Raw genomic sequence first — 24,854 nt, 5'->3', positions numbered from 1 at the left:
ATGAAAGTAGGCATTCTTGGCTCTGGCGTTGCTGGCACAACGCTGGGGCACGGGCTTATTCGTTTAGGCCATACTGTTATGATCGGAACAGGTCATCCGCAGAAAGACGGGCTGCGGCAATGGTTATTCGAAAACAGCCAGGGAGGCCAGGTGGGTGCCTTCTCCGCCGCGGCTGCCTATGGTGACATCATTATCCTCTGCACAAGCTGGCCGGGCACCAGGCCAGCCATAGAAGCCGCCGGCATCTGGAATTTCAAGAAAAAAATAGTGGTAGACGTGACCAACCCGCTTGACGGGCGCGGCCCCGATGAAGCGGGCCGCCTGCAGCTCTCGCCGGGCAACAACCCCTCCGGCGGAGAACAGGTGCAGGCCTGGCTGCAGGAGGCCCATGTGGTAAAAACCCTCAACAGCACCGGCAGCGCCTTTATGATAGCTCCCCATTTTGAAGAAGGGCCGCCCACCATGTTCATGGCCGGTAATGACGACCTGGCCAAACGGGCCATCAAAGACCTGCTGTCCCAGATGGGCTGGCAGGATGTGGTGGACGCCGGCAATATAGAAATGAGCCGTTACCTGGAAGGGCTGTACGTGATCTGGTATGCCTACGGCTTCCGTACGGGCAACTGGCGGCACGCCTTCCGGCTGCTGCGGAAATGAGGCGGCCAGCCCCGGAGCTTCCAGGCGTTTCCCGGAAAGCGTACTAAAGGAAAAAGCTGCCCCGCCGCGTCATTATCCGGTTGATGGGGCAACCGGCATTGCGCCTACCGCCCCACCGTTTTCCGGAAAGACCGGATGGCCAGCGCCGCCGCGCCCGCCGTGAGCAGCGCGCTCATATAGAACGGCGCGCCGGGGAAGAGGAACGGCCGGTCGTCTTTCGTAAAATAATGGAAAAGCCCCGTCATGATCAGGGGGCCTACAATGTTGGTGAGGCTGATCAGGCTCGTCATGGCGCCCTGCAGCTCTCCCTGCTCCGTGGGCGGCACCTGGTTGCTCATCACCCCCTGCAGCGAAGGCCCGAAAATACCGCCCAGCCCATACAGCACCAGTACGGCAAACATCATCCAGCCGGCATTGGCCAGTCCGAAGAGCAGGAAGCTCACCATATAAATGATCATGCCCACGTACACGGCGCGGTGGTAGCCCAGCCTGGGCAGCACCACCCTGATGAGGCCGCCCTGCACAATAGCCGTCATCACCCCGGAAAGGGAGAGGGAATACCCCACAATGTCCATGCTCCAGTCAAATTTGAACATGGTATAGTACGTCCAGGTGCTCATAATGGCATGGGCAGCGGTATAGATGAGGGCAATGGCGCCCATGAGGGAATATACCTGCGGGTATTTTTTGATCTGCTTCAGCGCGCCCACCGGGTTGGCGCGTTTCCAGCTGAAGGGGCGGCGGTTCTCCCGCGCCAGTGACTCCGGCAAAATGAAAAAACCGTACAGCCAGTTCAGTAAAGACATGCCCGCGGTAAGCAGGAAAGGAGCGCGGATGCCGCCCCAGTGGCCCACCCAGCCGCCTATTACCGGCCCCAGCACAAAGCCGATGCCGAAGGCCATGCCCAGCAGCCCGAAGTTCTGGGCGCGTTTTTCCGGCGTGCTCACGTCTGCAATGTAGGCGGAGGCGGCCGTCATGCTGGCGCCGGTAATGCCGATGATGATGCGGCCCACAAACAGCCATACAATATTGGGCGCAAAGGCGAGGAACAGGTAATCCACCCCCATGCCGAACATGGAGATCAACAGCACCGGCCGCCGCCCGTACCGGTCGCTCAGGCCGCCAAGAACGGGCGCGCACACAAACTGCACCACGGCATAGGCAAAGGTGAGCCAGCCGCCGTAAATGGACGCGTCGCTGATGTTCCCGCCGATCAGCTCTTCAATCAGCTTGGGAATAACGGGGATGATGATGCCAAAACCGATAAAGTCAATAAGAAGGGTAATAAAAATGAACGTAAGCGCCCCGTTTTTCCTGCCGGACATATAAAAAATTTGCGCAAAAATAGGGGAATTAGGAAGCGGCGGCGGGTCTAAATGACAAACAGCGTTTGTCTTTGTGGAATGATAATTGTAAAACCCTATACATAAATGAATTGTTTAACCTTAAAACCTCTCACTATGTTACGCTGGGCACTGATTTTTTTCATTGTCGCCATTGTGGCGGCTATTTTCGGATTTAGCGGCATTGCGGCCGGCGCGGCAGGCATCGCCAAGATCCTGTTCTACATCTTTATTGTGATATTCCTGATCTCGCTCATCATGGGGCTGGTCAGGAAGTGATCAGGCGCCTTCTTCCTGCATGGAGATCAGCTGCAGCACGCCGGGGTCCGCTGCAAAGGCTTGCTGCAGCCGGTCTCCATGCGTATCTGTAATGAACACCTGCCCGTAACCGGGCCCCTGTACCAGGGCTATCAGCCGGGAAACCCTTTCCTGGTCCAGCTTCTCAAACACATCATCCAGCAACAGCACCGGCGGGAACTGCTTGTGCGCCCGGATGGCCTCAAACTGCGCCAGCTTGAGGGCAAAGAGGAAACTCTTGCGCTGCCCCTGGGAAGCGCTGGTTTTCATGGGGTGCTCGTCCAGGAGAAAAAGCAGGTCATCCCGGTGAATGCCCTGCGTGGTGCGCTGCATCTGTTTGTCCCGCAGGCGGTGCTCCTGCAGCAGTTTTTCCAGGCTATGCTCATGCAACTGGCTCTGGTAGCGGAAAGCCACCGTTTCGTGGCGGCCGGCCAGGTAATCGTACCGTTCCTGCACCTGCTCAATGAACCCGCTGAGGAACGCCCGCCGCGCTTCAAATACCGGCGCCCCATGTTGTACCAGTTGTTCATCAAACACATCCAGCAGCGGGTCAGGGGAGTGGTTCATGTTCACGAGCGATTTCAGCAGGCTGTTGCGCTGCTGCAATATTTTATGATAGGCAATGAGATGGTCCAGGTACCCCGGCTGCAGCTGGGAAAGCAGCGCATCCAGCCAGCGGCGGCGGTCTTCGCTGCCGCCCAGGATGATCTCCGCGTCGTCTGGCGCTATCATCACGGCGGGGAACTGGCCAATGTGCCGGGAGAACCTTTCGTACGGCTCATCGTTCAGCGATATCTCCTTTTTCCCGTCCTTTACCGTACACACCACCTTTTCTTCCTTTTCACCGCGCAGAAAATACCCTTCCAGCCGGAAGCCGTTGGTATGGTACTGCACGTTCTGACTTTCGGCGGCGTGAAAATAGCTTTTGGTGAAACAGAGGTAATAGATGGCGTCCAGCAGGTTGGTCTTGCCGGAACCGTTGCGCCCCGTAATGCCCACGATCCGGCGGGAGAAGTGAAAAGCCCTGTGTGTATAGTTCTTGAACTGGGTGAGCGATATTTTAACAACAGATAACAAGCGTTCCGGGAATAATTAATATAATCAGGTAAATATTTTTAACGCATAGACATGCAATATTTTGCATTGCCCGGCGGCGGTTCTGCAAAATTGCTTGAATTTGCAGATTTTCCTGTTATATTTGCGAACAAATTTGAAAATAGTGCAAACTTTAACAGACGTGAAGACGAAATTCACCAAAGAGACTTATCTATACTGGTACGAATTGATGCTGTTACTGCGCCGCTTCGAGGAAAAGGCGGGCCAACTGTACGGTATGCAAAAGATCCGTGGTTTCTGCCACCTCTATATTGGCCAGGAGGCTATTGCCGCCGGCGCCATGACGGCCACCAAACCCGGTGACAAATTCATTACCGCTTATCGTGATCACGCTTTGGCCATTGCCAAAGGCATTTCCGCGAAAGCATGTATGGCTGAGCTGTATGGTAAGGCAACCGGCTGCTCCAAAGGAAAGGGCGGCTCCATGCACTTTTTCAACAAGGAACTCGGTTTCTTCGGCGGCCACGGTATTGTGGGCGCACAGATAGGCACCGGCGCAGGGCTGGCTTTTGCAGAGCAATACCTGGGTACGGACAACGCCGTACTGTGTTTCTTCGGAGACGGCGCCGCCCGCCAGGGTATGCTGCATGAAACCTTCAACATGGCCATGCTGTGGAAACTGCCGGTGGTGTTCATCTGCGAAAACAACCACTACGCCATGGGTACCTCCGTTTCCCGTACTTCCAATGTACTGGATATCTATAAACTGGCAGACGCGTACGAAATGCCGGGCGATTCCATAGACGGTATGAGCTGCGAAGCGGTACACGAAGGCATTGAAAGAGCTATGGTCCGCGCCCGTGAAGGCGGCGGCCCCACCTTGCTCGAGATCAAGACCTACCGTTACCGCGGCCACTCTATGAGCGACCCCGCCAAATACCGCACCAAGGAAGAGGTAGAAGAATATAAAGAAAAAGACCCGCTCACCCAGGTGCTGAAAACCCTGGTAGACAACAAGTGGATCAACGACGCGGAAATTGAAGCCATCAACGAACGCGTGAAAGCTGAAGTGGAAGAGTCCGTTAAATTCGCCGAAGAAAGCCCCTGGCCTTCAGACGACGAGCTGCTGAAAGATGTATACATGCAGCAGGATTATCCGTTCATTGTAGACTAACGGCTCACTGTTACCACTTTAAAATCATTAACCATCACAACAACAATGGCAGTTAACAAACCACACACCAAAGAACCGGCAACCGCCGGTAAAAACGAGGACTTTGACCTGCAGGCTACGGCAGACAGGGCGCAGGACTTTTATGCCAGAAACAAGAACGTTATCAATATTGGCCTGCTGGCCGTTATCGTGATCATTGCCGGCTTTTTCGGTTACAACCGTTTTGTAAAAGCCCCCAATGAAAAGAAAGCGCAGGAAGCCATTTTCCAGGCACAGAACTACTTTGCGGTAGACTCCTTCAAACTGGCCCTCAACGGGGACGGTAACAACTACGGCTTTTTGCAGGTGACAGAGAAATTTGGCGGCACCAAAGCCGGCAACCTTGCCAGGTACAGCGCAGGCGTATGTTATGTAAAACTGGGAGATTACCAGAAAGGTATTGACATGCTGAAATCTTTTTCCAGCAACGACCTCGTGATACAATCGCTCGCCAGCGGGCTGATCGGCGATGCTTACATGGAGCTGAACAAGGCAGACGATGCCGTGTCTTACTACAAAAAAGCCGGCGCCGGAGACAATGAGCTGACTTCCCCCATCTACCTGCTGCGTGCAGGGCTGGCGCTGGAAAAAGCCAACAAACCCAATGAGGCCATTGCGGTTTACCAGGAAATCAAGCAAAAATATCCGCAAACCAACGAAGGCCGCGAAATGGAGAAATACCTGGCCAGGCTGGGAGTGGTGAAATAATTTCGGGAAATGTCTATACACAATCAGACCTTACTCAACAACGCTGGCATTCTTCAAATGGAGGGTGCCAGTGTTGTTATTGTTTATACGGAATGGAACGATTTTGTGGTGAGCGAACTGGCGGCCGGCTGCGAACGGGTGCTGGACGAACATAAGGTAAGCCATACCAAACTGCGGGTACCCGGTTCCTTTGAGCTGCCCTTTGCCTGCAAACAGATATGGGAGCAAACCAAGGGCACCGGCGCGCAACCCTCCGCCATCATAGCTTTTGGCTGTGTGATCAGGGGAGAAACACCACACTTCGATTATGTTTGCAATGCCGTTACAGACGGCATTTTGCAATTGAACCTGGAGCTGCCGGTACCGGTTATTTTCGGCGTGCTGACCGTTAACACCGCGGAGCAGGCTACAGACCGGCTGGGCGGCGCCCACGGCCACAAAGGAGAGGAGGCCGCGCTAACGGCCCTTAAAATGATCAGCTTCCAGCGGCAGTTATTAAAAAGCGTCAAGTAAAAATGAAGATATGCGGAGGATCAGGTAAAATCCTTCTTGTATGAAACCCTGTTGTACCTTAGTTTTAAGTTTTTACAGACCCAAACAACGACTCAATGAACGTACAGCTTTTTATACCCTGCTTTGTAGACCAGCTCTTCCCTGAAACCGCTTTCAACATGGTGAAAGTGCTCGAGAAACTGGGATGCAACGTTAGCTATAATACCGAACAGACCTGCTGCGGCCAGCCCGCCTTCAACGCAGGCTACCAGGAAGAATGCCGCTCCGTGGCCACCAAATTCCTGAAAGATTTTCATACGTACGATTATATTGTGGCGCCCAGCGGCTCCTGTACCGGTTTTGTGAGGAACTACTACGGCAAGCTGTTTGACAACTCCGCCGCCCATAACGATGTAAAGCTGCTCAGGAAAAACCTTTACGAGTTCACCGAATTTCTGACAGACGTGCTGCACGTTACCAACGTAGGCGCCACGCTGGAAGGCGTAGGCACCTATCACGACGCCTGCGGCGCCCTGCGCGAATGCGGCATCAAAGACGGCCCGCGCAAGCTGCTGGCCAATGTGAAAGGGCTGGAGCTGCGCGAAATGAATGACAGTGAAGTATGCTGCGGCTTTGGCGGTACCTTTGCCGTAAAGTTCAAACCCATTTCCCTGGGCATGGGCGAGCAAAAAGTACACAACGCGGCAGACAGCGGGGCGGATTACCTTATTTCTACAGACCTCAGCTGCCTCATGCACCTGGACGGGTACATCCGCAAACATGGGCAGCAGATCAAGATCATGCACATTGCCGACGTACTGGCCAGCGGCTGGTAAATCATATAAAACCCTCTAAAAGTTTTTGACCATGCAATACTGGTTAGTGAAATCAGAACCTTTCAAATACTCCTGGGACCAATTTGTAAAAGACAAAAAAACTTTCTGGGACGGGGTACGCAACTACGCCGCCCGCAACAACCTCAAAGCCATGAAAAAGGGCGACCAGGTGTTCTGGTACCACAGCAATGAAGGGCTCGAAATTGTAGGCATCGCCAAAGTGGTGAAAGAACATTACCAGGACCCTACCACGCCAGACCCGGCCTGGGTGGCGGTAGACCTGGCCCCCGTCAAAAAGCTCAAAAAACCGGTCACGCTGGCGCAGATGAAGGCGGAAAAAAGCCTGGCCAATATGGACCTCATCCGCCTGGGCCGCCTCAGCGTAGGCGCCGTAAAACCGGAAGAGTTCGAAAAGATCATGGAAATGGCCGGCATGTGATCCTTGAAAAAATATACGGATGAAACCAAAGATGATCGTGCTCACAGGCGCAGGCATCAGCGCCGAAAGCGGCCTCCGCACTTTCCGTGACAGTGACGGCCTCTGGGAAGGATATGACGTGTATGAAGTGGCATCGCCCACCGGCTGGGAGAAAAACCCGGCCCTGGTGCAGGATTTCTACAACCTGCGCCGAAAGGACGTGCTGGGCGCACAGCCCAATGCCGCCCACACCGGCCTGGCACAGCTGGAAGAGCTGTTTGATGTACGCATCATCACCCAGAACATAGACGATCTGCACGAACGCGCCGGCTCTACCAAAGTACTGCACCTGCATGGCGAAATACTGAAAATGCGCAGCGAGCTGGACGAAACAAAGCTGTACACCGTGAACGGGGACATCCGCATGGGAGACCTGGCGCCAGACGGCGGCCAGTTCCGCCCGCACGTAGTGTGGTTCGGCGAAGCCGTTACCATGATAGAGCCCGCCATCCTGGAAATTGTACAGGCAGACGTGTTTGTGCTGATCGGTACTTCCCTCAACGTTTACCCCGCCGCGGGCCTCATTGATTACCTGCGCCCCGATGTACCCAAATACATTATAGACAAAAAGATCCCGCCCGTGAAAGGGAACGGCTTCCACCTCATTGAAAAACCGGCCACGGAAGGAGTGGCGGAGCTGCTGCGGCTGCTGAAAGCGGAGCAGGAGAACTGACCTGCCGCAAATGTGCCGCTGCTGAAAGCGGTTCCTTGTAATCAGCAACGGCCGCCTCTTACAGCGCAGGCCACAAAAAAGCCGCCTCTTTAAAAGGCGGCCCGTTCATTCCACATGATCCAATCTCATTTACAAAATGGAGTTTGTCACAGGAAAAATATTGTGCTACTCGAAACTTTCTTCAAAACGGATATCGTATTCTTCCAGCTCACGCAACACCGGGTTGTACACTTCCGGCATTACCGGCACCTGCAGGCCTGTTAGCTGCAAACTGCCGGAGAGCAGCAGTTTGGCCATGATGCCCAGCGGCAGGCCTACTGTTTTGGCCATGGCGGTACGGAGGTTATCTTCTCCCTGAACGATCATGTAACTGTGCAGGCGGGTAGACATGTTCCTCCGTTCAAACTCTATCTCATGCAGCATCACGATCATGTCTTTATCCGCCGCTTCCATTTTCAACCGGTCTTCCAGCACATGCTGCAATACAGTGGCGTTAGACTGCTCCCCTAAGTTAATCAATTCTCCATTGAGAATGCCCAGATATTTCAACTGCCGTACCAGCTTGCTCTTGCTGCTCACGCCCAGGAACTGCGCCACGTTCTCCTCGTTGGTCAGCTGTTTGTCTACCTTGATGTTCTGAGACGCCCATTTGAAAAAGGTCACGTTATCCGTGGGGTGCTTTTTACTATCATCCGTCAGGCCCAGCTTCACCAGCGCGTTCCAGCCCTCGCAGAAGTCGGGGTACCGCAGGGTGGCCCGCATGAAGGTGGGGATGTTGCCCAGGTTGTATACGTCTATGTAGTTCAGCGAGTCCCGGTTAGGGTAGTAGGCCAGCTTGCCCAGGCCCGGTACCTGTACGGTTTTGGACTGGTCAAACAACTGCTGGTACTCCACCTCTTTCGTTTTGCCTTTTTCTTTGTAAGTGGCGCCGGAAGTGCCCGCCAATACTATATTCCGGGCGTTCCATGAAATTTTGTATTGCCAGGGGTTGTCATTGCTCCCGGGAGAAACGAGGCCGCCGCAGTAAGATTTGAAAGAATAGATCTGCCCGCCCTTTTTCTCGATGGAGTGGATGAGCTTCATGGCAGACATGTGGTCTATGCCCGGGTCAAGCCCCATTTCATACATAAAAAGCAGGCCCGCTTTCTGGATGTCTTTCTGGAGTTTCCGGATCTCCGGGTCTATGTAAGAGGCGGTCAGCAGGTTTTTGGAGAAATGAAGGCAATCTTTTGCAATGGTAATGTGCAGCGCGGGGGGCAGCAGGGAGATCACCAGGTCCGTTTCCTGTATGAGCTGCTGGCGGATGGCCTGGTCTTTCACATCAAAGGCCGCCGGCGTAGCGTAATAAGACTTGCCGATCTTGGATTTGATCAGCATCAGGTCATTGTCCGCCACGGTAATATGCCACTTCTGCCTCGGGGCATTGGCCAGTAAATAATCGATCAGGAAAGTAGCAGATTTGCCGGCGCCAAACAACAGAATATTCTTCATATGTTTTTGGAAAATGGTTAAAACTACTGGGAGTAAACAATAAAATCCCGCGGAATGTTCAGGTAAGCCAGTGAGGCCCGGCTTGCAGGTAAATTATTTACTTCCTAATTACGCTTTGATTTTCATAGGGTTATAAACAAATAGCTTGCCAATTTGTATTCGGCAGTTATATATCTAATTTAAGATATATAGAACATTTACCGGAGATGACGCGAATGTACAACAAGGACTTCAAGCCGCAAAATTCCGGCCGGCGCGTACCGGCCTGTAATTTATACACATTCCACCCCCAAACCCGCTATATACGAGGGGAAAACGTTATATTTGCTCTTTATTAAAAGGCACTCAAAAACCTGTAAACCAGTAACATAATGATAGAGAATACGGACAATCAGGACAATCAAAAGGAAGGTAGAATTGTTCAGATCAACATTGAGGAGCAAATGAAAACGGCCTACATCGATTATTCGATGTCAGTGATCGTTGGCCGTGCGCTGCCGGATGTAAGAGACGGTTTCAAACCGGTACACCGGCGCGTGCTGTTCGGGATGAATGAACTGGGAAACACCCACAACAAACCCTACAAAAAATCCGCCCGTGTGGTGGGAGACGTAATGGGTAAATACCACCCGCATGGAGACGCCTCCGTTTACGACACCATGGTACGTATGGCGCAGCCCTGGTCTTTGCGCTACATGCTGATAGACGGGCAGGGTAACTTCGGCTCCATAGACGGAGACATGCCGGCCGCCATGCGTTACACGGAAGTGCGGCTGCAGAAGATCGCCGAAGCCATGCTGGAAGACCTCGATAAAGATACGGTTGACTTCACCCTCAACTTTGACGATACCCTGGAAGAGCCGGTAGTACTGCCTACCCGTATTCCGAACCTGCTGGCCAACGGCGCCTCCGGCATTGCCGTGGGCATGGCCACCAACATCATGCCCCACAACCTCTCCGAACTGGTAGACGGGCTGGTGGCCATGGTAGACAATAAAGACATTACCATAGACGAGCTGATCAAACACGTTAAAGCGCCAGACTTCCCCACAGGCGGTATCATTTACGGCTTTGAAGGCGTGAAGCAGGGCTTTGAGACCGGCCGCGGCAGGGTAGTGGTAAGAGGCAAGATCACTTCCGAGACCAGCAAATCCGGCAAGGAAAAACTCGTTATTTACGAACTGCCTTACCAGGTGAACAAGGCCATACTGCACCAGAAAATCGCCCAGCTCGTGAACGATAAGGTGATCGAAGGCATTTCTGATGTGCGGGACGAGTCTGACCGGGACGGCATGCGCCTGGTGATAGACCTGAAGCGGGAGGCCATCCCCAACGTGATCATCAACCAGCTGTACAAATACTCCGAGCTGCAGACCTCCTACGGCATCAACAACGTAGTGCTGGTGAAAGGGCGGCCCAGGGTGATGAACCTGAAAGACCTGCTGGCCGAGTTCATCGAGTTCCGGCACGAAGTGGTGACCCGCCGTACGCAGTACGAACTGCGCGAAGCGGAAAAGAAAGCCCACATCCTGGCCGGTTACCTGATCGCGCTGGACCATCTGGACGAAGTGATCTCCCTCATCCGCAACTCCGCCACACCCGAAATAGCGCGCGAAGGGCTGATGACCAACTTCGAGCTGAGCGAAATACAGGCCAAGGCCATACTGGAACTGCGTTTGCAACGGTTAACAGGCATGGAGCGGGACAAGATCCGCGAGGAATACGAAGACATCATGAAACTCATTGCCCGCCTGAAAGAGATACTGGCAGACGAAGGGCTGCGCATGCAGATCATCAAGGACGAACTGCAGGACGTGAAGAAGAAATTTGGTGACGAACGCAAAACCGAGATCCAGTACCTGGCCGCAGAAATGCGCATAGAAGATATCATTGCCGAAGAAGATGTGGTGATCACCATTTCACACCTCGGCTATATCAAACGCACTTCCGCGTACGATTTCCGCCAGCAGAAACGCGGCGGCCGCGGCGCTATTGGCGGCAAAACGAGAGACGAAGACTTTATAGAACACCTCTTTGTGGCCAGCACCCACCATACCATGCTGTTCTTCACAGAAAAAGGGCGCCTGTACTGGATGAAGGTGTACGAGATACCGGAAGGCGAAAAGTCCGGCAAGGGCCGCGCCATCCAGAACCTGATCACCCTGCCGTCTGACGACAAGATCAGGGCGATCATAGACATCAAGGACCTGGGAGACGAAGACTTTATCAATAACCACTACATTGTGCTTTGCACCCGCAACGGCATTATCAAGAAAACGCTGCTGGAAGAGTTCAGCCGCCCGCGCGCCAACGGTGTGAACGCTATTACCATCAACGAAGGCGACCAGCTGCTGGAAGCCAGGCTCACCAACGGTAACAGCCAGATCATGATGGCCGTCCGCAGCGGCCGGGCCATCCGTTTCCCGGAAAATACCGTGCGCGACACCGGCCGTGGCGCCATTGGTGTGAGGGGTATTGAGGTGGATAATGAGAAAGATGAAGTGGTTGGTATGATTTGTGTTGATAAGGAAGATAAAACCCGAACAGTACTGGTAGTATCCGAAAAAGGCTTCGGCAAACGGACCGACATTGAGGAATACCGCATCACCAACAGGGGAGGAAAGGGGGTAAAAACCATCAGCATCACTGAAAAGACCGGGTCCCTGATAGGCATCCTGGACGTTACAGAGTCTAACGACCTGATGATCACCTGCAAATCAGGCATTACCATCCGCATGGCCGTGGCAGACATCCGCGAAGCAGGCCGCGCCACACAGGGCGTACGCCTCATCCGCATGGACGATTCTGACCAGATAGCCGCCGTAGCCCACCTGGACGAACAGGAGGAAGAAGCGGCCGCTACAGAGGTGAACCTGGAAGACGGTGCCGAAAACACGGAAAATGAGAACGGGGATGCCCCCGCCACCGGCAATAACGGGAACGAAGAAAATACGGAAGCATAGCTTTTTCGAACCATAAACAATTAACGATAATTTTTCAAAAATTTGAGCCACATGAAAAAACTATTTGTATCTCTTCTCTTTTGCGGCGCCAGTATGGCCGTAATGGCGCAAAAGGCAAAAGTGAGCAGTGCGGATGACAATCTGAAGAGCGACAAGCTGGATGCCGCCAAAACGGACATTGAGGCAGCCTTATCTCATGAAAAAACCAAAGACGACGCCAGGACCTGGTATGTGAAAGGCAAGATCTATGAAGCCCTGGCCACCAAAAACAAAAGTGCGGCAGACGCACTGGTGGCTTACGAGTCTTTCAAGAAAGCCCTGGAGATCAATCCCAAGCTGCCGGAAGCATTGCTGGAACTGAACAACCGCATGTTCAACGTGTACGCAACAGTGGGTAACGCCGGTTACGCCAACCTCAACGAGCAGAAATGGGATTCTTCCTACTCGTATTTCAAACAGGCGTCTGAGATCCGCGAATTTTACAACGGCAAAAACCTCGGTGGCTCTATTCCTACAGATACGGCAATGGTTTTCTATTCCGGTTACGCTGCCCAGCAGGCTGGCAAAAAAGAAGAGGCCTTCGAAAGCCTGAAAGAAGCCGCCAAGCTGAAGTTCAAAGGCGAACCCGCCCTGTACGTAGTACTGGCACAACAGTATGAAGAACGTGGAGACAATGCCAACTGGATTGCCACCATCGATACCGCCAAGGCATATTTCCCGAACGATAAGCGCTTTAACGACATGGAAATGCTCTACTATTCCAAAACAGGAAAAACCAATGAGCTGATCTCCATGATGGAAAAGAAAGTGAACGAAAACCCGAACGATTTCCCGCTGGCACTGGACTACGCCATCCGCCTGGATAACGTGGCCAACCCCCGCGATGAAAAAGGCAACGACCTGCCCAAGCCCGCCAACTATGACGAGCTGATGGACAAAGCCGAAGCCGCCTATAAAAAAGCACTGGCCCTGAAAGGTGAAGACGCTACCGCCAACTTCCAGCTGGGCGCTTTGTATTTCAACCGCGCCGTTGCCTTCAACAAGGAACTGAATGGCATGGACAGCAAACAGCAAAGCTCTCCCAAAGCAAAAGAACTGCAGGGTAAAGTGCAAAGCCTGATGGACCAGTCACTGCCTTTCTTCGAGAAAGCAGACGCCGGCTTCTCCGCGCAAGGCAAGCTGGAACCCAGTGACAAGCGCACTTTCGAAAGCTGCCTCTATGCATTGCAGAAGATCTATGCTATCAAGAGCCAGCCCGAAAAAGTAGAGGCTACCAAGAAAAAACTGGAGAACCTGCAATAATCAAAACAGGTTTGACATAAAAAAGGCAAGGGGCGATCCTTGCCTTTTTTGTTGCCCCATACTGCCTAAATAATTCCACACTGCTGTTTATCGCACTGTTTTCCCCACGCTACGGCTGTTGCAATACTGTTATCGCTTTCAATGGATTATACATATGCCGCAAAATTATAGAGTAGGGGTAGCGGCCTTGGCATGGTAATTACCCTTTGTTCAGCAGCAACTTATTCAATTAACCATATCAAATCCTTAAAATTATGGGCACACCAATTAAAACAACGGAAAGAGAGGCGCCACAGTATCGCCAGAGAGACGACCGCAGTACGGCGCCAGGCCATACCCGTGAAGCCGATGACATGGATGAATTTGATGATGACCGTAACCAGCAGCTGGAAGGCTATGATGAAAACGAATTAGATGCAGCAGACCACCGCGGGCGCAGGGAAGCACAAGAAGCCGATGGCGATAGTGCGGCCCATGAACGCCGGGAAGTAAGAACGCCCAGCCGCAGGGGGTTTGCCGCTATGGATAAAGAAAAACAAAGAATGATTGCCAGCAAGGGAGGCAAAGCCTCACACGGTGGCGGCAGAAAACCTAGTAAAAACAGGTAGACGGAATCCGCGTTTTACTCATCTGAATGGTTGGATGTTGCTCCCGCAGCATCCAACCATTTTATTATGTAGATTTAGCATATGAAAGCAGTAGCCGTTACTTCCTTTAAAGCCATTCCCCAACTGATGGACCTCCCTGAGCCCCAGGTAAAAGAAGGTCAGGTGCTCATTCAACTGGCGGCAGCCGGCCTCAACCCGTTTGACTGGAAAATGATAGACGGCATCCTGGAAGACCATATGCCCCATGTGTTCCCGCTTATAGTGGGGGTAGACGGCGCGGGCATTGTAGCAGCCACCGGGCCGGGCGTTACCCGTTTTAAAAAAGGGGACCGCGTATACGGCCAGATGCTGCATGCGCCCGTGGGAGAGGGCTCCTATGCGGAATTTGTAGCAGTGCCGGAAAAAGCGGCCATAGCCATAGCGCCTGAAACGCTTTCGCTGGCAGATGCCGCCGCCGCGCCCACCGCCGGCATGACGGCGCTGCAATTGCTGGACAAGCTCGGCCTTACCGCCGGCCAAACGCTGCTGCTGATCGGTGCTACCGGCGGCGTAGGCGCTTTTGTGATACAACTGGCCAAAGCAAGAGGGCTGCGCGTAGTGGCGTCCGTATCCAGCAGCGCTGGCGCGGAAAGAGTAAAAGCGCTGGGAGCGGAAAGCACGGTGAACTATAAGGAAAATGAAGCGTACCCCGGTCATGTAGACGGCCTGGTAGACCTTGTAGACCAGGCAGCGGCCTTTGCGGAAAAAATAACGTTGGTAAAACCCGGCGGCATCGTGTTGACCACACAGTTTGTAGCAGACAAGGCCGCGTTGCAGGCGCAGCAATTACGCGGCGGCAATTTTGAAACCAAAGGCACGCCCGCTTCGCTGGACGCATTGCGGCAAGCCATAGACAGGGGAGACATCAAAATACCGGTAGACCGTAGGGTAAGCCTGTCGCAAGCGCCCGCCGCCATTGCCGAAAGCCGCGAGCTGAAAAGCAAGGGCAAGACCATTATTGTTATTAATGACCAGCTTTAGCGGGCAGTGTTACCAATGAGTAGCCTTTGGAAACGGGGTTGTTGTCAATGACAGCTTTAGCGGCCAGTGTTACCAATGAGTAGCCTTTGGAAAAGGGGTTGTTGTCAATGACAGCTTTAGTGGCCAGTGTTACCAATGAGTAGCCTTTGGAAAAGGGGTTGTTGTCAATGACAGCTTTAGCGGCCCGGTTATTCTTTAGCAAATTTGCCGCCCCAGCCTTGCGGCCCGCTTTTCCTGGCCACTCTAAAACCCCAGTTCTTCGCGTACCTTCTTGGGCAGCCCCTTCACCACCAGGTCATAGGAGTTTTTAGTCCATTCCAGCAACAGCTTGTCAGGAACAGAACCGTCAAACAGCACCGTGTTCCAGTGCTTTTTGTTCATATGATAACCCGGCAGCACCGCCTCATAACGCTCCCGCAGTTCCACCGCCTCATCAGGGTCGCACTTCAGGTTAACGCTCTCAAATTCAGTAACGTCTGTAAGGGCGAACACTTTCCCTTTCACGTAGAACACCAGCGTGTTTTCGTCAAAAGGAAAACCCTCCGTAGTACCGGGCAGAGACAGGCAATAGGTGTGAAATTTTTCAAGGTTCATAGTACCTGCAAAAATAGGGAATCGCCAACTTTGCCATTGCTTGCTAAAAAAATAATCTCTATTTTAGCTACTTATCGACTAAAACGCCCAGGACAGCGCCGCTGCCGTTAACCTGTAATTTCCGGGCGCAGTTTTCATTCTTTCCGGTTACGTGCCCGTGCCTGTGTGCTGCCAGAAATACCGGCCAGGTATTAATCTATTAAATGCAACACTGATGAACAAAAACACCGAAACAACAGACCGCCGGTCATTCCTGAAAACATCGGGGATGGCCGTATTGGGCACCACCTTGGCGTATCAGAGCGGATTTGCCACTACCTTGTTATCTGGCGCACCGCCGGTATTGAAAGTAGGCCTGATAGGCTGCGGCGGCAGGGGCACCGGCGCTGCCGCGCAAGCCCTGCAGGCAGACCCCGGCGTGGTGATCACAGCGCTGGGAGATGTGTTTGAAGACCGGCTGGAAGAAGCCTATACCGCGTTACAGGCCATTGACGGCAAAAGGGTGAAAGTAGCGCAGAAAAACAAGTTCATCGGTTTTGACGCCTACCAGCGCGTGCTGGATTCCGGCGTAGACGTAGTGTTGCTGGCCACGCCGCCCAATTTCAGGCCAGACCATCTGACCGCGGCCGTCAATGCCGGGAAACATATCTTCTGCGAAAAACCCGTGGCGGTAGACGCACCCGGCGTGCGCAAGGTACTGGCCGCGGTAAAAACCGCCAAGGAGAAAAACCTCTCCATTGTTTCGGGCTTCTGTTTCCGGTACGATGCCTCCAACAGGGCCGTGTTCGGCAAAGTATTGCAGGGTGATGTGGGCGAGATCAGGAGCGTATCTACCTTCCGGAACGGTGGCGGCCTCTGGTCAAAGCCGCGCCAGCCCGGCTGGACGGATATGACCTACCAGCTGCGCAACTGGTATTATTACAACTGGCTGTCTGGCGACTTCATAGTAGAACAGGCCGTACACAGCATAGACATGATGCAATGGGTCATGGGAGACAGGTTACCCGTTAAAGCCACCGGCACCGGCGGCAGGCAGGCGCGTATAGACCCCATTTACGGGAATGTGTACGATCATTTTGCCATAGAGTTCGAATACGCGGACGGCGCCAAGGGCTATCATTTCTGCCGGCAGCAGGAGGCCACGGCCGGCCGCAATACGGTAGACGTGATGGGAACAGACGGCAACGCCATTGTTACCATTGGCAGCCGCCAGGAAATAACCGGCAAAAACAAATGGAAATACAGCGGGGAAAAGAACAACATGTACCAAACGCAGCATAATGAACTGTTTACCTCCATCCGCAACGGCAAACCCGTTAACGACGGGGAGTGGATGGCCAACAGCACCATGCTGGCCATCCTGGGCCGCATGGTGGGGTACAGCGGCCAGGTCATTACCTGGGAGCAGGCATTTAATTCCGGCAGGGAGCTGGGGCCCAAAATAGACGCCTACAACTGGGACCTCGCATGGGAAGTACCGCCCGTGGCCATTCCCGGCGTTACCAAAGTGATCTGACAGCTAAAAAAATGACCATGAAATTAATCCTGAAAGCAGCCCTGGCGGTATTGCTTGTACAAACCTCGTACGCCCAGTCAACACCCATTACATTCGGCAGCGAGCTGCATATAGACCAGGTAAAAGCCGGGGCCAGGCTCAAAGCCGCGCCCATACAATGGACCAACGTCAATACCGCGCCAGATACTTGGCGGAAAGACAAAGACCTGCTGATCTGCACCGGCCATCCCATAGGCGTGATGCGGTCTGAAAAACGGTACCGGAATTTCATTCTGCATGTGGAATGGCGGCATATGGAAGCGGGCGGCAACTCTGGCGTATTTGTCTGGAGCGATGCCAAACCGGATTCCAGCAGCCGGCTGCCCGGCGGTGTGGAGGTGCAGATGCTGGAGCTGGACTGGGTGAACCTGAACCTGCGCAACGGGGAAAAACCGCCAATTGCATATGTACACGGAGAATTGTTTGGCGTGGGCGGCGTAAAAACGATCCCTGACAATCCGCGGGGCGAACGCAGCAAATCTGTAGAGAACCGTTGCAAAGGCAAAGGCGAATGGAATACGTATGAAGTGGTATGCGTAGATGGCACCATCAAACTTTCTGTGAACGGCAAATTTGTGAACGGCATCAGCCAGTCAACCGCCAGAGAGGGGTATCTGTGCCTGGAATCTGAAGGGGCGGAAATCCATTTCAGGAATCTGCGGATCGTGGAATTACCATAGAACGGGGGAGATTTCCCCTTTCTTTTATTTAACATAATGTAAATTATAACCAATAAAGTAAGTCGTAGTTCCGCTTAAGTAATTGATTCATATTTGGTTGTAATTTCGGGGTGTCTAAAACGTCATGGGCATATTTGAGACGTTTGCCCGGTTTTATGGACGGCTATTATTCATCTGAAAGAACGTAGCCTCTTGGAGCACTTGCACAAAGACGTAGCCCCTTTGGAACGCTTGCGCGGCATACCGGGCACCTCATCAGTAACCTGGATCTGAAAAGCATAGCCCCGTATGCGGGACGCGTTCACTATACCCGGCATTTTATTTTTACATTGCAGAAAAAAAGCCATGCTTACAGCCATCCATCCAAAACTGCCCATGCGCAACAAGCCGGCAACCAGGGCCTTCTACCTCAACCAGTTAGGTTTTAAGGAGTTTGGGAACGCTGACTATGACGGCTACCTGATGCTGGAGAAAGACAACATACAGATCCATTTTTTCGAGTTTAAAGACCTTGATCCCAAAGAAAACTACGGACAGGTCTACATCCGGACAAATGACATTGATGGCCTGTATAAGGCCCTTCTGGACAATAACGCGGCCATTCACCCCAACGGGCAGCTGGCCATCAAACCCTGGGGACAAAAAGAGTTCTCGATGCTTGACCCGGATAGTAATTTGCTGACTTTTGGGCAAAGCGTGTGAGTAATGGAACCAATTTTAATAGATAATAATTAACTGATTTTCAGTTATTTATAGGCACATTCCTTTTATTTCACTAGTACCGGCGGACAAACAGCTGCACCTAGTCGCCACCCTGCTGTTTTGAAGGAAGCAAATATGGCGTTGAAACCCGGTCAGGAAACAGACCTTAAATTGAAGATATCCATCATAACTAATTGCATATCAATCAAAAACAGGTCAATTATAGTGGCGCTTCACGCAGAATAGACCTAATTCTCTACTAATCAATCAATAAGAGAGAAACTGCTCCAATAAAACATCCGGTTTTCCCCTCTCAGATACCCCAATAAAAAAAGCAACTGAACATTCATCCAGTTGCTTCTATACAAAGAGTTTATAATTTTACTTTAGGCTGCTTGCTTCTTCTGCGCCGCTATCTTGGCGGTAGCCGTCTGCCGGAGGCGGATGATCCCCATCCAGTGCATCGCTTTCATGACCGGGTAAGTAGGGTCAAACTCGTACCATTTCTTGGCAAAGTTGGCGCTGTCTTTATGCATGTGGTGATTGTTCTGGAACAGTTCGCCCAGCAGCAAAATACCCCAGGGCTCGGAGTTACGGGAATGGTCACCATTGTCGTAGTTACTGTAGCCGTACTTGTGGCCGCACCAGTTCACGACCGCACCCTGTACAGGCCCGATCAGGAAATGGATAGGCAGCAGCAGGAACCACCAGAAGCTGGGGGCGAACACCGCATAAAATGCAATATAAATGCCCATCCAGATAACACGGGTAACCCGGTGGTCGCCGAATTTGTCCATCGCGTCCCAGGTAGGCAGCGGGTCTTTGGTGAACTCCGCCTCGGGCATCTGCGTGCCGGTTACAAAGCTGGCGTAGATCTTCCGGGTATGGATCATCATCTGCCAAACGTCTTTGAAAAAGTGCGGGGAATGCGGGTCTTTCTCTGTATCGCTGTACTCATGGTGCATGCGGTGCATTACGCCGTAAGCACGGGGTATCAGGTAAGAGGAGCCCTGGAAGAACCAGGTGCAGAAATAGAATACCCGCTCCCAGCCCTTGCTGGTGTCATACATCTGGTGAGAAGCATAACGGTGCAGGAAAAAAGTATGGAAAAAGAGAGATAAGAACCAGTGTGAGAAAAAGAATATCAGGATCGCTGTCATGTAAATACCACTTCGTTAATAGATAGAATTAAGAAAACAAGGTGCGAAGATAGGCCTAAATACCGAGTTTTTTTAGCATTTAACAAGATGCTAATGAATTTATTAAATAAACATATAAATAATCTTCCCTATTCGATGCGCACCCGCCGCAACTCCAGCAGGTTGAGCCCGTTGCTGGCCAGGCCGCTCACATTGGGCTGGCGGAAACGGGCAGACATGTCGTAAAATAACGGCACTACAGGGGCGTCATTGATCACCAGCTGGTCCATTTGCTGGTACAGGCTGTAGCGTACGGAGTCGTTGATCTCCTGGATGGCCCTTTCATACAGCCGGTCAAACGCGGGGTTATTGTAACGGGTGTAGTTCGGCGGAGACGGGTTTTTGCTGTAGAACATGGCGAGGTAGCTTTCGGCATCGGGGTAATCCGCTATCCAGCTGCCGCGGAAAAAAGGCACGGCGGATTTGGCCACCTGGTCCATCAGGGTGCCTTTCTGCACAATTTCCACCTGTATGGGAATGCCCACTTCCTGCAACTGGTGGGCTACATAGTCTGCCAGGTCCGCATAAATGGGAATGGACACCAGCCTGATCACCGGCAGCCCCCTCCCGCCGGGGTAACCGGCTGCCTTCAGTAGCTCCCGGGCTTTGCGGGGATTGTACGTATATCCTTTCACATGAACGGAGTCGAAAGAAGGCAGGCCCGCCGGTATAAAACCGGACGTGGCGGCGTGGCCGATACTGTTGCGCAGGTAGGTCATCATTTTTATACGGTCAAAACCGTAATTGATGGCCTGCCTGATCTGGAGTTGCCGCAAGGGCGAGGCGGCTACGCCTGGTTTGGTAGCATCCATCACAATGCCGAAATATTCCGTGTTCAGGTACGGCGCTTTGACCAGCACTATTTTTCCTTCCCACTCCTTTTTCAGGGCGCCCTGCTTGGTCAGCACTTCATCTTTAAAGGAGGCCTCAATGTCATTGATGAAATCAAGCTGGCCCTGCCGGAACAGCAGGAACTCCGTGCCCTTGCTGTCTACAAAGCTCACCTTTACCGCGTCCAGGTAAGGCAGGCGGGCGCCGGCCGCGTCCCGCTCAAAGTAAACCGGGTTTTTGTGCAGGATGAGCGCCTGCCCTTCGTCCCAGTAATGAAAAACGAACGGCCCGGTGCCGCAGGGATGCTTGCGAAAGTCTTTTCCGTATTTTTCCACTACCTCATGCGGCACTACAGAACAATATTGCATGCTGAGAATGCCCATGATGGGATGGAACGGGCGCAGCAGCGTAAGCACGAAGGTGCTGTCATCTTTAGCGGTGAAACCGGTGGCGGGGTCCACCTTGTCGTTAAATATCCATGAGCCTGGCGATGCGGTAGCCGGGTCAATGATGCGTTTCAGGCTGTACACCACATCATGCGCCGTCATTCTCCGGCCCTTGCCGCCGGGGAACACTGCATGGTCATGAAAGTACACATCTGTTCTGAGGTGGAAGGTGTACACCCGCCGGTCTGCAGACACCTCCCAGCTCCTGGCCAGCGAGGGCACAATGTTCAGCAGGCTGTCTGGCTCCACCAGCGTGTTGTATAACTGGCGCACGGCCCAGACAATGGCCTGGTTTTTAGCGAAGGCCGGATCTAGCGAAGGGATGCCTTCCGGCTGGTTGTAACGGAACACCTTTTTCCCGTTGTGCGACACCTGGCCGCAGGAAAACAAGAGAACGGCGAGAATAAGCAGCAGATATCTCATATAAAAACGGCTTTAAGGTAGCCAGAAAATGAGTGAAAGCCAAGAAAAACTACGCCCGTCTCCCCCATTTAAAATATATTGCCGTTTAAATCGAACCTCTGAATGAGAAGCCTTTTATTTCTCCTGGCCAGCCTTGCCATGCTGCAAAACGTTACCGCGCAGCAAACGGTTCCTTTTACCCGGCAAGACACGCTGCGCGGCACGCTCACGGCAGACCGCAACTGGTGGGACGTTACCTTTTATGACCTCTCCGTAAACATTCGCCCGGAAACAAAAAGCATAGAAGGCCGCAACGTGATCCACTACCGCGTACTGCGCCCCGCCAAAAGAATGCAGGTAGACCTGCAGGAACCGCTGGCCATCAGCAGTATAGAGCAGAACGGCCAGGCGCTCCGCTTCACGCGCGAGGGCAACGCCTGGTTCGTAGACCTGCAGGCGCCGCAGCCCCCAGGGAAAATAATGCAGCTTGCTATTACCTACGCGGGCAAACCTAAAGAGGCCAAAAACGCCCCGTGGGACGGCGGCGTGGTATGGGGCAAAGATTCCTTGCAACGCCCCTGGATAGCCACCGCCTGCCAGGGCCTGGGCGCCAGTGTATGGTGGCCTAATAAAGACCACCAGTCAGAGGAGCCGGACAGTATGCGCATAACCGTTACCGTGCCCACCGGGCTTACCAACGTAAGCAACGGCCGCCTGCGGGATTCGGTGAGCAACCCCAACGGCGCCACCACCTTCACCTGGTTTGTTGGCAACCCTATCAACAACTATGACGTGGCGCTCAACATTGCCCACTACAGCCATTTCTCAGAACGCTATAAAGGCGCCGCCGGCAACCTTGACCTGGACTATTGGGTGCTGGACTACAACCTTGCCCGTGCCAAAACGCATTTTGCCGTGGTACAGCCCATGATGAAATGTTTCGAACACTGGTTCGGCCCCTACCCTTTTTACAAAGACGGCTACAAGCTGGTAGAAACGCCTCACCTCGGCATGGAACATCAGAGCGCCGTGGCCTATGGCAACCAGTACAAAATGGGCTACCGCGGCGCAGACCTCTCCGGCTCCGGCTGGGGTAAAAAGTGGGACTTTATCATCATTCACGAAAGCGGGCATGAATGGTTCGGCAACAACATCACCACCAAAGACATTGCAGACATGTGGGTACACGAATCTTTCACCAACTATTCCGAAACCCTCTTCACGGAGTGCCAATATGGGAAAAACGCCGGCAATGCCTACGTGCAGGGCCTCCGCAGCAAAATTGCCAATGACGTTCCCATCACCGGCCCTTACGGCGTAAACCGGGAAGGCTCCGGGGATATGTACTGCAAGGGCTCCAACATGCTGCACACCATCCGCCAGCTCATCAACAACGATGAGACCTTCCGGAAAATACTGCGCGGCCTCAACAAGACCTTTTATCACCAGACGGTTACCGGCCGCCAGGTGGAGCAGTACATCAACAAGACCAGCGGCAAAAATTTCGACAAGGTATTTGAGCAATACCTGCGCCGCACCCGGCCGCCGGTTTTTGAGTACAGCCTGGTAGACAATATACTCCGCTACCGCTGGGTGGCAGATGTAAAAGGCTTTGACATGCCGCTCAGGGTAACCGTGGCAAACGGGAGGTTTGGGTTCATCTACCCTACGGCAGAATGGAAAACAACACGCCTGAAACTGAGTACTGCTGATCAATTCAGGGTAGACCCCAACTTCTACGTAAAAGTAAAAGAGAACTGAGGAATGAACGTACCCTGCCTATGGCTGTTTTAAACCATATAGGCCTAACATAACGGCGGGTCGTACCCTGCCTGTAGCTGTTTCAAACAGGTTGCTGTTGCAAACCGGTCTGAAGTTTGCCGGCTATTCAAAAACCATGTTGTATGATGAAGAAACTGCAGGCCTTTTTTGCCGCGTACGAACAGCGTTTCAATGATGTACTGGCCAGCGGCGCCACAGATGTGGAAGCTACCGCCGGCGCTTTTGCGGACTATTTTGTAGAATCAAGCCCCAGGGGCGTAATGGGCGGAAAGAATGATGAAAAGTTCAGGGAAATGATACCCAAAGGCAACGAGTTCTACAGGAACATCGGCACACTGTCCATGAAGATCGGCAGCCTTGACATCACCCAGCTGGACAATTTGCATGCCGTGGCCAAAACGCACTGGAAGGCCGGTTACAAGAACAATATCAACATTGCGTTCGACGTATTTTATATGGTCACCCTGGCCGGCGGCGAGCCGAAAATTTTTGCGTACGTAACCGGCGACGAGCAAAAAGTTTTACAGGAACATGGCCTCGTACCCAAACAATAAATCACTACCTTTGACGCATGGGTTACAAAGTTGTCAGTATGGGCGATGCACTGAAGGAATACCTTAACAAAAGCCGGTTCAAGCCCAGGCTGATGGAGGTGCGTATACAGGAAAACTGGGAACAGGTAGTGGGTAAGACCATTGCCCGGTATACGGAAAGCGTGCAGCTCTTTGACGGCAAGCTGGTGATCACTACTACGGTAGCCCCGCTGAAGCAGGAACTGAATTATTCCAAAGACCGCATCATCCGGCTGGTAAATGATATGCTGGGCGAGGAAATTGTGAAAGAGGTAATGATCAGGTAACCCGATAAGAACATATTCCCGACATTGGTACCGGTACGTTGAACGCCGGGTTCCGGGACAGCAACGCCTGCAAACGGCGGCTCACTGCTGCGCCACCATGCCGCTCCCCTTCGCCACCGCTTCCCTTTCTTTTTCCCGGTTCTGGATGCCGTTGATGATCCGGCTCACGTCACTCACGGTGAGTTTGGTACGCAGGTGCGCCATCACCATTTCGGAATCTTCCTGCACCAGCACCACCAGGTTATCCAGCCGGTCATCCCCTTTCCCGTCTGTAAGCAGGTATACGTTGGCGCCTTTGTGGCGCACCTCTACCAGCGGTTCAAAATCCTGCGCTTTTTTCAGCTCTGACCGCAAGAGGTCTACAGACTCCCGTGGAATGGCCTGGCCGTTAGGCATGTGGATGGTGTAGAGCTTCACGCTTTTCACTTTTTTGAGCGCCCATTTGATCTCCGCCGCTTCCCCGTCAAAGGCGGATTTAGGAACGAACCAGCTGGCAATGCGCAGGGGAATGAAGCTGAGGCCAATGCGGAAGGTGGCGCCGTCTGCCGAAAAATCGTTGGTGAACTCCCGTAGTTGCTTGCGCTGGGCGGAAGCGGAAGAAAGCAGGAAAAAGGCTGCGAGGATAAGGAGTGTCTGTTTCATAACAAAAGGGGGAAACGGTGATCGA

The 24,854-nt window shown here is 52.9% G+C and carries 25 protein-coding genes; 18 read left to right on the top strand and 7 right to left on the bottom strand.

The features are described 5' to 3' along the window. A complete protein-coding gene (locus tag D3A97_RS22400; RefSeq protein WP_119080801.1) occupies window positions 1–657 on the top strand; it encodes an NADPH-dependent F420 reductase in 657 nt (218 codons plus the stop codon). A gap of 104 nt (window positions 658–761) precedes the next feature. Here D3A97_RS22400 and D3A97_RS22395 read toward each other — a convergent pair whose 3' ends face one another. Next, window positions 762–1,982 carry a TCR/Tet family MFS transporter gene (locus D3A97_RS22395; protein ID WP_119080800.1) on the bottom strand — a complete coding sequence of 407 codons (1,221 nt, stop codon included), beginning with the start codon at window positions 1,980–1,982 and terminating at the stop codon, window positions 762–764. Between the two features lie 135 nt (window positions 1,983–2,117). On the opposite strand from D3A97_RS22395, the gene D3A97_RS22390 reads away from it, so the two are divergent. Beyond that, on the top strand, window positions 2,118–2,279 hold the full coding sequence (locus D3A97_RS22390; protein WP_119080799.1) for a DUF1328 domain-containing protein: 162 nt from the start codon (window positions 2,118–2,120) through the stop codon (window positions 2,277–2,279). Here D3A97_RS22390 and recF read toward each other — a convergent pair whose 3' ends face one another. Beyond that, window positions 2,280–3,374 (bottom strand): DNA replication/repair protein RecF, encoded by a 1,095-nt coding sequence (recF, locus tag D3A97_RS22385; protein WP_119080798.1) that lies wholly within the window; start codon window positions 3,372–3,374, stop codon window positions 2,280–2,282. It lies immediately after the preceding gene. Window positions 3,375–3,534: 160 nt separating this feature from the next. Here recF and pdhA point away from each other — a divergent pair, with 160 nt between their 5' ends. The 6 genes from pdhA (at window position 3,535) to D3A97_RS22355 (ending at window position 7,753) form a co-directional block, all read left to right on the top strand. Continuing rightward, the gene (gene pdhA / locus D3A97_RS22380) at window positions 3,535–4,527 is read left to right on the top strand and encodes a pyruvate dehydrogenase (acetyl-transferring) E1 component subunit alpha (protein ID WP_119081007.1); all 993 of its coding nucleotides are present in this window, start codon (window positions 3,535–3,537) and stop codon (window positions 4,525–4,527) included. Between the two features lie 45 nt (window positions 4,528–4,572). Further along, on the top strand, window positions 4,573–5,274 hold the full coding sequence (locus D3A97_RS22375) for a tetratricopeptide repeat protein (RefSeq protein WP_119080797.1): 702 nt from the start codon (window positions 4,573–4,575) through the stop codon (window positions 5,272–5,274). A gap of 9 nt (window positions 5,275–5,283) precedes the next feature. Further along, window positions 5,284–5,787 carry a 6,7-dimethyl-8-ribityllumazine synthase gene (gene ribH / locus D3A97_RS22370; RefSeq protein ID WP_119080796.1) on the top strand — a complete coding sequence of 168 codons (504 nt, stop codon included), beginning with the start codon at window positions 5,284–5,286 and terminating at the stop codon, window positions 5,785–5,787. Between the two features lie 95 nt (window positions 5,788–5,882). Then, entirely contained in the window at window positions 5,883–6,602 is a 720-nt protein-coding gene (locus D3A97_RS22365) for a (Fe-S)-binding protein (RefSeq protein ID WP_119080795.1), read from the top strand. Between the two features lie 31 nt (window positions 6,603–6,633). Beyond that, window positions 6,634–7,041, top strand: a complete 408-nt coding sequence (locus tag D3A97_RS22360) for an EVE domain-containing protein (protein WP_119080794.1) — start codon at window positions 6,634–6,636, stop codon at window positions 7,039–7,041. 19 nt (window positions 7,042–7,060) lie between these two features. Next, window positions 7,061–7,753 carry an SIR2 family NAD-dependent protein deacylase gene (locus tag D3A97_RS22355; protein ID WP_119080793.1) on the top strand — a complete coding sequence of 231 codons (693 nt, stop codon included), beginning with the start codon at window positions 7,061–7,063 and terminating at the stop codon, window positions 7,751–7,753. A 165-nt stretch (window positions 7,754–7,918) separates the two neighbouring features. Here D3A97_RS22355 and D3A97_RS22350 read toward each other — a convergent pair whose 3' ends face one another. Continuing rightward, window positions 7,919–9,244, bottom strand: a complete 1,326-nt coding sequence (locus tag D3A97_RS22350) for a saccharopine dehydrogenase C-terminal domain-containing protein (RefSeq protein ID WP_119080792.1) — start codon at window positions 9,242–9,244, stop codon at window positions 7,919–7,921. A gap of 371 nt (window positions 9,245–9,615) precedes the next feature. Here D3A97_RS22350 and gyrA point away from each other — a divergent pair, with 371 nt between their 5' ends. From gyrA to D3A97_RS22330, 4 genes are all read left to right on the top strand, one after another. Next, window positions 9,616–12,207 carry a DNA gyrase subunit A gene (gene gyrA / locus D3A97_RS22345; protein ID WP_119080791.1) on the top strand — a complete coding sequence of 864 codons (2,592 nt, stop codon included), beginning with the start codon at window positions 9,616–9,618 and terminating at the stop codon, window positions 12,205–12,207. Between the two features lie 51 nt (window positions 12,208–12,258). Beyond that, window positions 12,259–13,509, top strand: coding sequence for a tetratricopeptide repeat protein (locus D3A97_RS22340; RefSeq protein WP_157986699.1), 1,251 nt, complete (start codon window positions 12,259–12,261; stop codon window positions 13,507–13,509). A 254-nt stretch (window positions 13,510–13,763) separates the two neighbouring features. Then, the gene (locus D3A97_RS22335; RefSeq protein ID WP_198674135.1) at window positions 13,764–14,117 is read left to right on the top strand and encodes a KGG domain-containing protein; all 354 of its coding nucleotides are present in this window, start codon (window positions 13,764–13,766) and stop codon (window positions 14,115–14,117) included. 81 nt (window positions 14,118–14,198) lie between these two features. Beyond that, the gene (locus tag D3A97_RS22330) at window positions 14,199–15,137 is read left to right on the top strand and encodes an NADP-dependent oxidoreductase (protein ID WP_119080789.1); all 939 of its coding nucleotides are present in this window, start codon (window positions 14,199–14,201) and stop codon (window positions 15,135–15,137) included. Between the two features lie 243 nt (window positions 15,138–15,380). Here D3A97_RS22330 and D3A97_RS22325 read toward each other — a convergent pair whose 3' ends face one another. Further along, complete coding sequence (locus D3A97_RS22325; protein ID WP_119080788.1) at window positions 15,381–15,731, bottom strand: MmcQ/YjbR family DNA-binding protein; 351 nt, start codon at window positions 15,729–15,731, stop codon at window positions 15,381–15,383. A gap of 214 nt (window positions 15,732–15,945) precedes the next feature. Between D3A97_RS22325 and D3A97_RS22320 the strand changes: the two genes are divergently transcribed. The 3 genes from D3A97_RS22320 to D3A97_RS22310 all read left to right on the top strand — a co-directional run bounded on the left by D3A97_RS22320 (window position 15,946) and on the right by D3A97_RS22310 (window position 18,668). Further along, window positions 15,946–17,247, top strand: a complete 1,302-nt coding sequence (locus D3A97_RS22320) for a Gfo/Idh/MocA family protein (protein WP_119080787.1) — start codon at window positions 15,946–15,948, stop codon at window positions 17,245–17,247. Window positions 17,248–17,264: 17 nt separating this feature from the next. Next, a complete protein-coding gene (locus D3A97_RS22315) occupies window positions 17,265–17,966 on the top strand; it encodes a 3-keto-disaccharide hydrolase (RefSeq protein ID WP_119081005.1) in 702 nt (233 codons plus the stop codon). A gap of 345 nt (window positions 17,967–18,311) precedes the next feature. Then, complete coding sequence (locus tag D3A97_RS22310) at window positions 18,312–18,668, top strand: bleomycin resistance protein (protein WP_119080786.1); 357 nt, start codon at window positions 18,312–18,314, stop codon at window positions 18,666–18,668. Between the two features lie 386 nt (window positions 18,669–19,054). On the opposite strand, the gene D3A97_RS22305 is transcribed toward D3A97_RS22310, so the two are convergent. Together D3A97_RS22305 and D3A97_RS22300 are read right to left on the bottom strand one after the other, a co-directional pair. Beyond that, window positions 19,055–19,828 (bottom strand): acyl-CoA desaturase, encoded by a 774-nt coding sequence (locus D3A97_RS22305; protein WP_119080785.1) that lies wholly within the window; start codon window positions 19,826–19,828, stop codon window positions 19,055–19,057. A 128-nt stretch (window positions 19,829–19,956) separates the two neighbouring features. Beyond that, complete coding sequence (locus D3A97_RS22300; RefSeq protein WP_119080784.1) at window positions 19,957–21,567, bottom strand: ABC transporter substrate-binding protein; 1,611 nt, start codon at window positions 21,565–21,567, stop codon at window positions 19,957–19,959. A 102-nt stretch (window positions 21,568–21,669) separates the two neighbouring features. Between D3A97_RS22300 and D3A97_RS22295 the strand changes: the two genes are divergently transcribed. The 3 genes from D3A97_RS22295 (at window position 21,670) to D3A97_RS22285 (ending at window position 24,187) form a co-directional block, all read left to right on the top strand. Further along, complete coding sequence (locus D3A97_RS22295; protein WP_119080783.1) at window positions 21,670–23,307, top strand: M1 family metallopeptidase; 1,638 nt, start codon at window positions 21,670–21,672, stop codon at window positions 23,305–23,307. A gap of 143 nt (window positions 23,308–23,450) precedes the next feature. After that, window positions 23,451–23,882, top strand: coding sequence for a DUF6841 family protein (locus tag D3A97_RS22290; protein WP_119080782.1), 432 nt, complete (start codon window positions 23,451–23,453; stop codon window positions 23,880–23,882). Between the two features lie 17 nt (window positions 23,883–23,899). Beyond that, complete coding sequence (locus tag D3A97_RS22285) at window positions 23,900–24,187, top strand: DciA family protein (protein WP_119080781.1); 288 nt, start codon at window positions 23,900–23,902, stop codon at window positions 24,185–24,187. A gap of 81 nt (window positions 24,188–24,268) precedes the next feature. Here the strand turns inward: D3A97_RS22285 and D3A97_RS22280 are convergent, their stop codons facing one another. After that, window positions 24,269–24,829, bottom strand: a complete 561-nt coding sequence (locus tag D3A97_RS22280) for a DUF4252 domain-containing protein (RefSeq protein ID WP_119080780.1) — start codon at window positions 24,827–24,829, stop codon at window positions 24,269–24,271. Window positions 24,830–24,854: the final 25 nt, after the last annotated feature.

Origin of the sequence: Chitinophaga alhagiae, from assembly GCF_003568665.1 — a bacterium.
Taxonomy (GTDB): Bacteria; Bacteroidota; Bacteroidia; order Chitinophagales; family Chitinophagaceae; genus Chitinophaga; species Chitinophaga alhagiae.
Note: the sequence above shows the minus strand (reverse complement) of the source record. Positions and strands in the feature narration are given on the sequence as shown.

What these genes read in the sequence shown, in the direction of transcription:
- D3A97_RS22325 (WP_119080788.1), bottom strand. Translation starts at nt 15,731, where the DNA reads ATGAACCTTGAAAAATTTCACACCTATTGCCTGTCTCTGCCCGGTACT.
- D3A97_RS22335 (WP_198674135.1), top strand. Translation starts at nt 13,764, where the DNA reads ATGGGCACACCAATTAAAACAACGGAAAGAGAGGCGCCACAGTATCGC.
- D3A97_RS22315 (WP_119081005.1), top strand. Translation starts at nt 17,265, where the DNA reads ATGAAATTAATCCTGAAAGCAGCCCTGGCGGTATTGCTTGTACAAACC.
- D3A97_RS22400 (WP_119080801.1), top strand. Translation starts at nt 1, where the DNA reads ATGAAAGTAGGCATTCTTGGCTCTGGCGTTGCTGGCACAACGCTGGGG.
- D3A97_RS22290 (WP_119080782.1), top strand. Translation starts at nt 23,451, where the DNA reads ATGATGAAGAAACTGCAGGCCTTTTTTGCCGCGTACGAACAGCGTTTC.
- ribH (WP_119080796.1), top strand. Translation starts at nt 5,284, where the DNA reads ATGTCTATACACAATCAGACCTTACTCAACAACGCTGGCATTCTTCAA.
- gyrA (WP_119080791.1), top strand. Translation starts at nt 9,616, where the DNA reads ATGATAGAGAATACGGACAATCAGGACAATCAAAAGGAAGGTAGAATT.
- D3A97_RS22330 (WP_119080789.1), top strand. Translation starts at nt 14,199, where the DNA reads ATGAAAGCAGTAGCCGTTACTTCCTTTAAAGCCATTCCCCAACTGATG.
- D3A97_RS22280 (WP_119080780.1), bottom strand. Translation starts at nt 24,829, where the DNA reads ATGAAACAGACACTCCTTATCCTCGCAGCCTTTTTCCTGCTTTCTTCC.
- D3A97_RS22305 (WP_119080785.1), bottom strand. Translation starts at nt 19,828, where the DNA reads ATGACAGCGATCCTGATATTCTTTTTCTCACACTGGTTCTTATCTCTC.
- D3A97_RS22360 (WP_119080794.1), top strand. Translation starts at nt 6,634, where the DNA reads ATGCAATACTGGTTAGTGAAATCAGAACCTTTCAAATACTCCTGGGAC.
- D3A97_RS22375 (WP_119080797.1), top strand. Translation starts at nt 4,573, where the DNA reads ATGGCAGTTAACAAACCACACACCAAAGAACCGGCAACCGCCGGTAAA.
- D3A97_RS22300 (WP_119080784.1), bottom strand. Translation starts at nt 21,567, where the DNA reads ATGAGATATCTGCTGCTTATTCTCGCCGTTCTCTTGTTTTCCTGCGGC.
- D3A97_RS22340 (WP_157986699.1), top strand. Translation starts at nt 12,259, where the DNA reads ATGAAAAAACTATTTGTATCTCTTCTCTTTTGCGGCGCCAGTATGGCC.
- D3A97_RS22285 (WP_119080781.1), top strand. Translation starts at nt 23,900, where the DNA reads ATGGGTTACAAAGTTGTCAGTATGGGCGATGCACTGAAGGAATACCTT.
- D3A97_RS22350 (WP_119080792.1), bottom strand. Translation starts at nt 9,244, where the DNA reads ATGAAGAATATTCTGTTGTTTGGCGCCGGCAAATCTGCTACTTTCCTG.
- D3A97_RS22320 (WP_119080787.1), top strand. Translation starts at nt 15,946, where the DNA reads ATGAACAAAAACACCGAAACAACAGACCGCCGGTCATTCCTGAAAACA.
- D3A97_RS22310 (WP_119080786.1), top strand. Translation starts at nt 18,312, where the DNA reads ATGCTTACAGCCATCCATCCAAAACTGCCCATGCGCAACAAGCCGGCA.
- D3A97_RS22295 (WP_119080783.1), top strand. Translation starts at nt 21,670, where the DNA reads ATGAGAAGCCTTTTATTTCTCCTGGCCAGCCTTGCCATGCTGCAAAAC.
- D3A97_RS22390 (WP_119080799.1), top strand. Translation starts at nt 2,118, where the DNA reads ATGTTACGCTGGGCACTGATTTTTTTCATTGTCGCCATTGTGGCGGCT.
- D3A97_RS22355 (WP_119080793.1), top strand. Translation starts at nt 7,061, where the DNA reads ATGAAACCAAAGATGATCGTGCTCACAGGCGCAGGCATCAGCGCCGAA.
- D3A97_RS22365 (WP_119080795.1), top strand. Translation starts at nt 5,883, where the DNA reads ATGAACGTACAGCTTTTTATACCCTGCTTTGTAGACCAGCTCTTCCCT.
- D3A97_RS22395 (WP_119080800.1), bottom strand. Translation starts at nt 1,982, where the DNA reads ATGTCCGGCAGGAAAAACGGGGCGCTTACGTTCATTTTTATTACCCTT.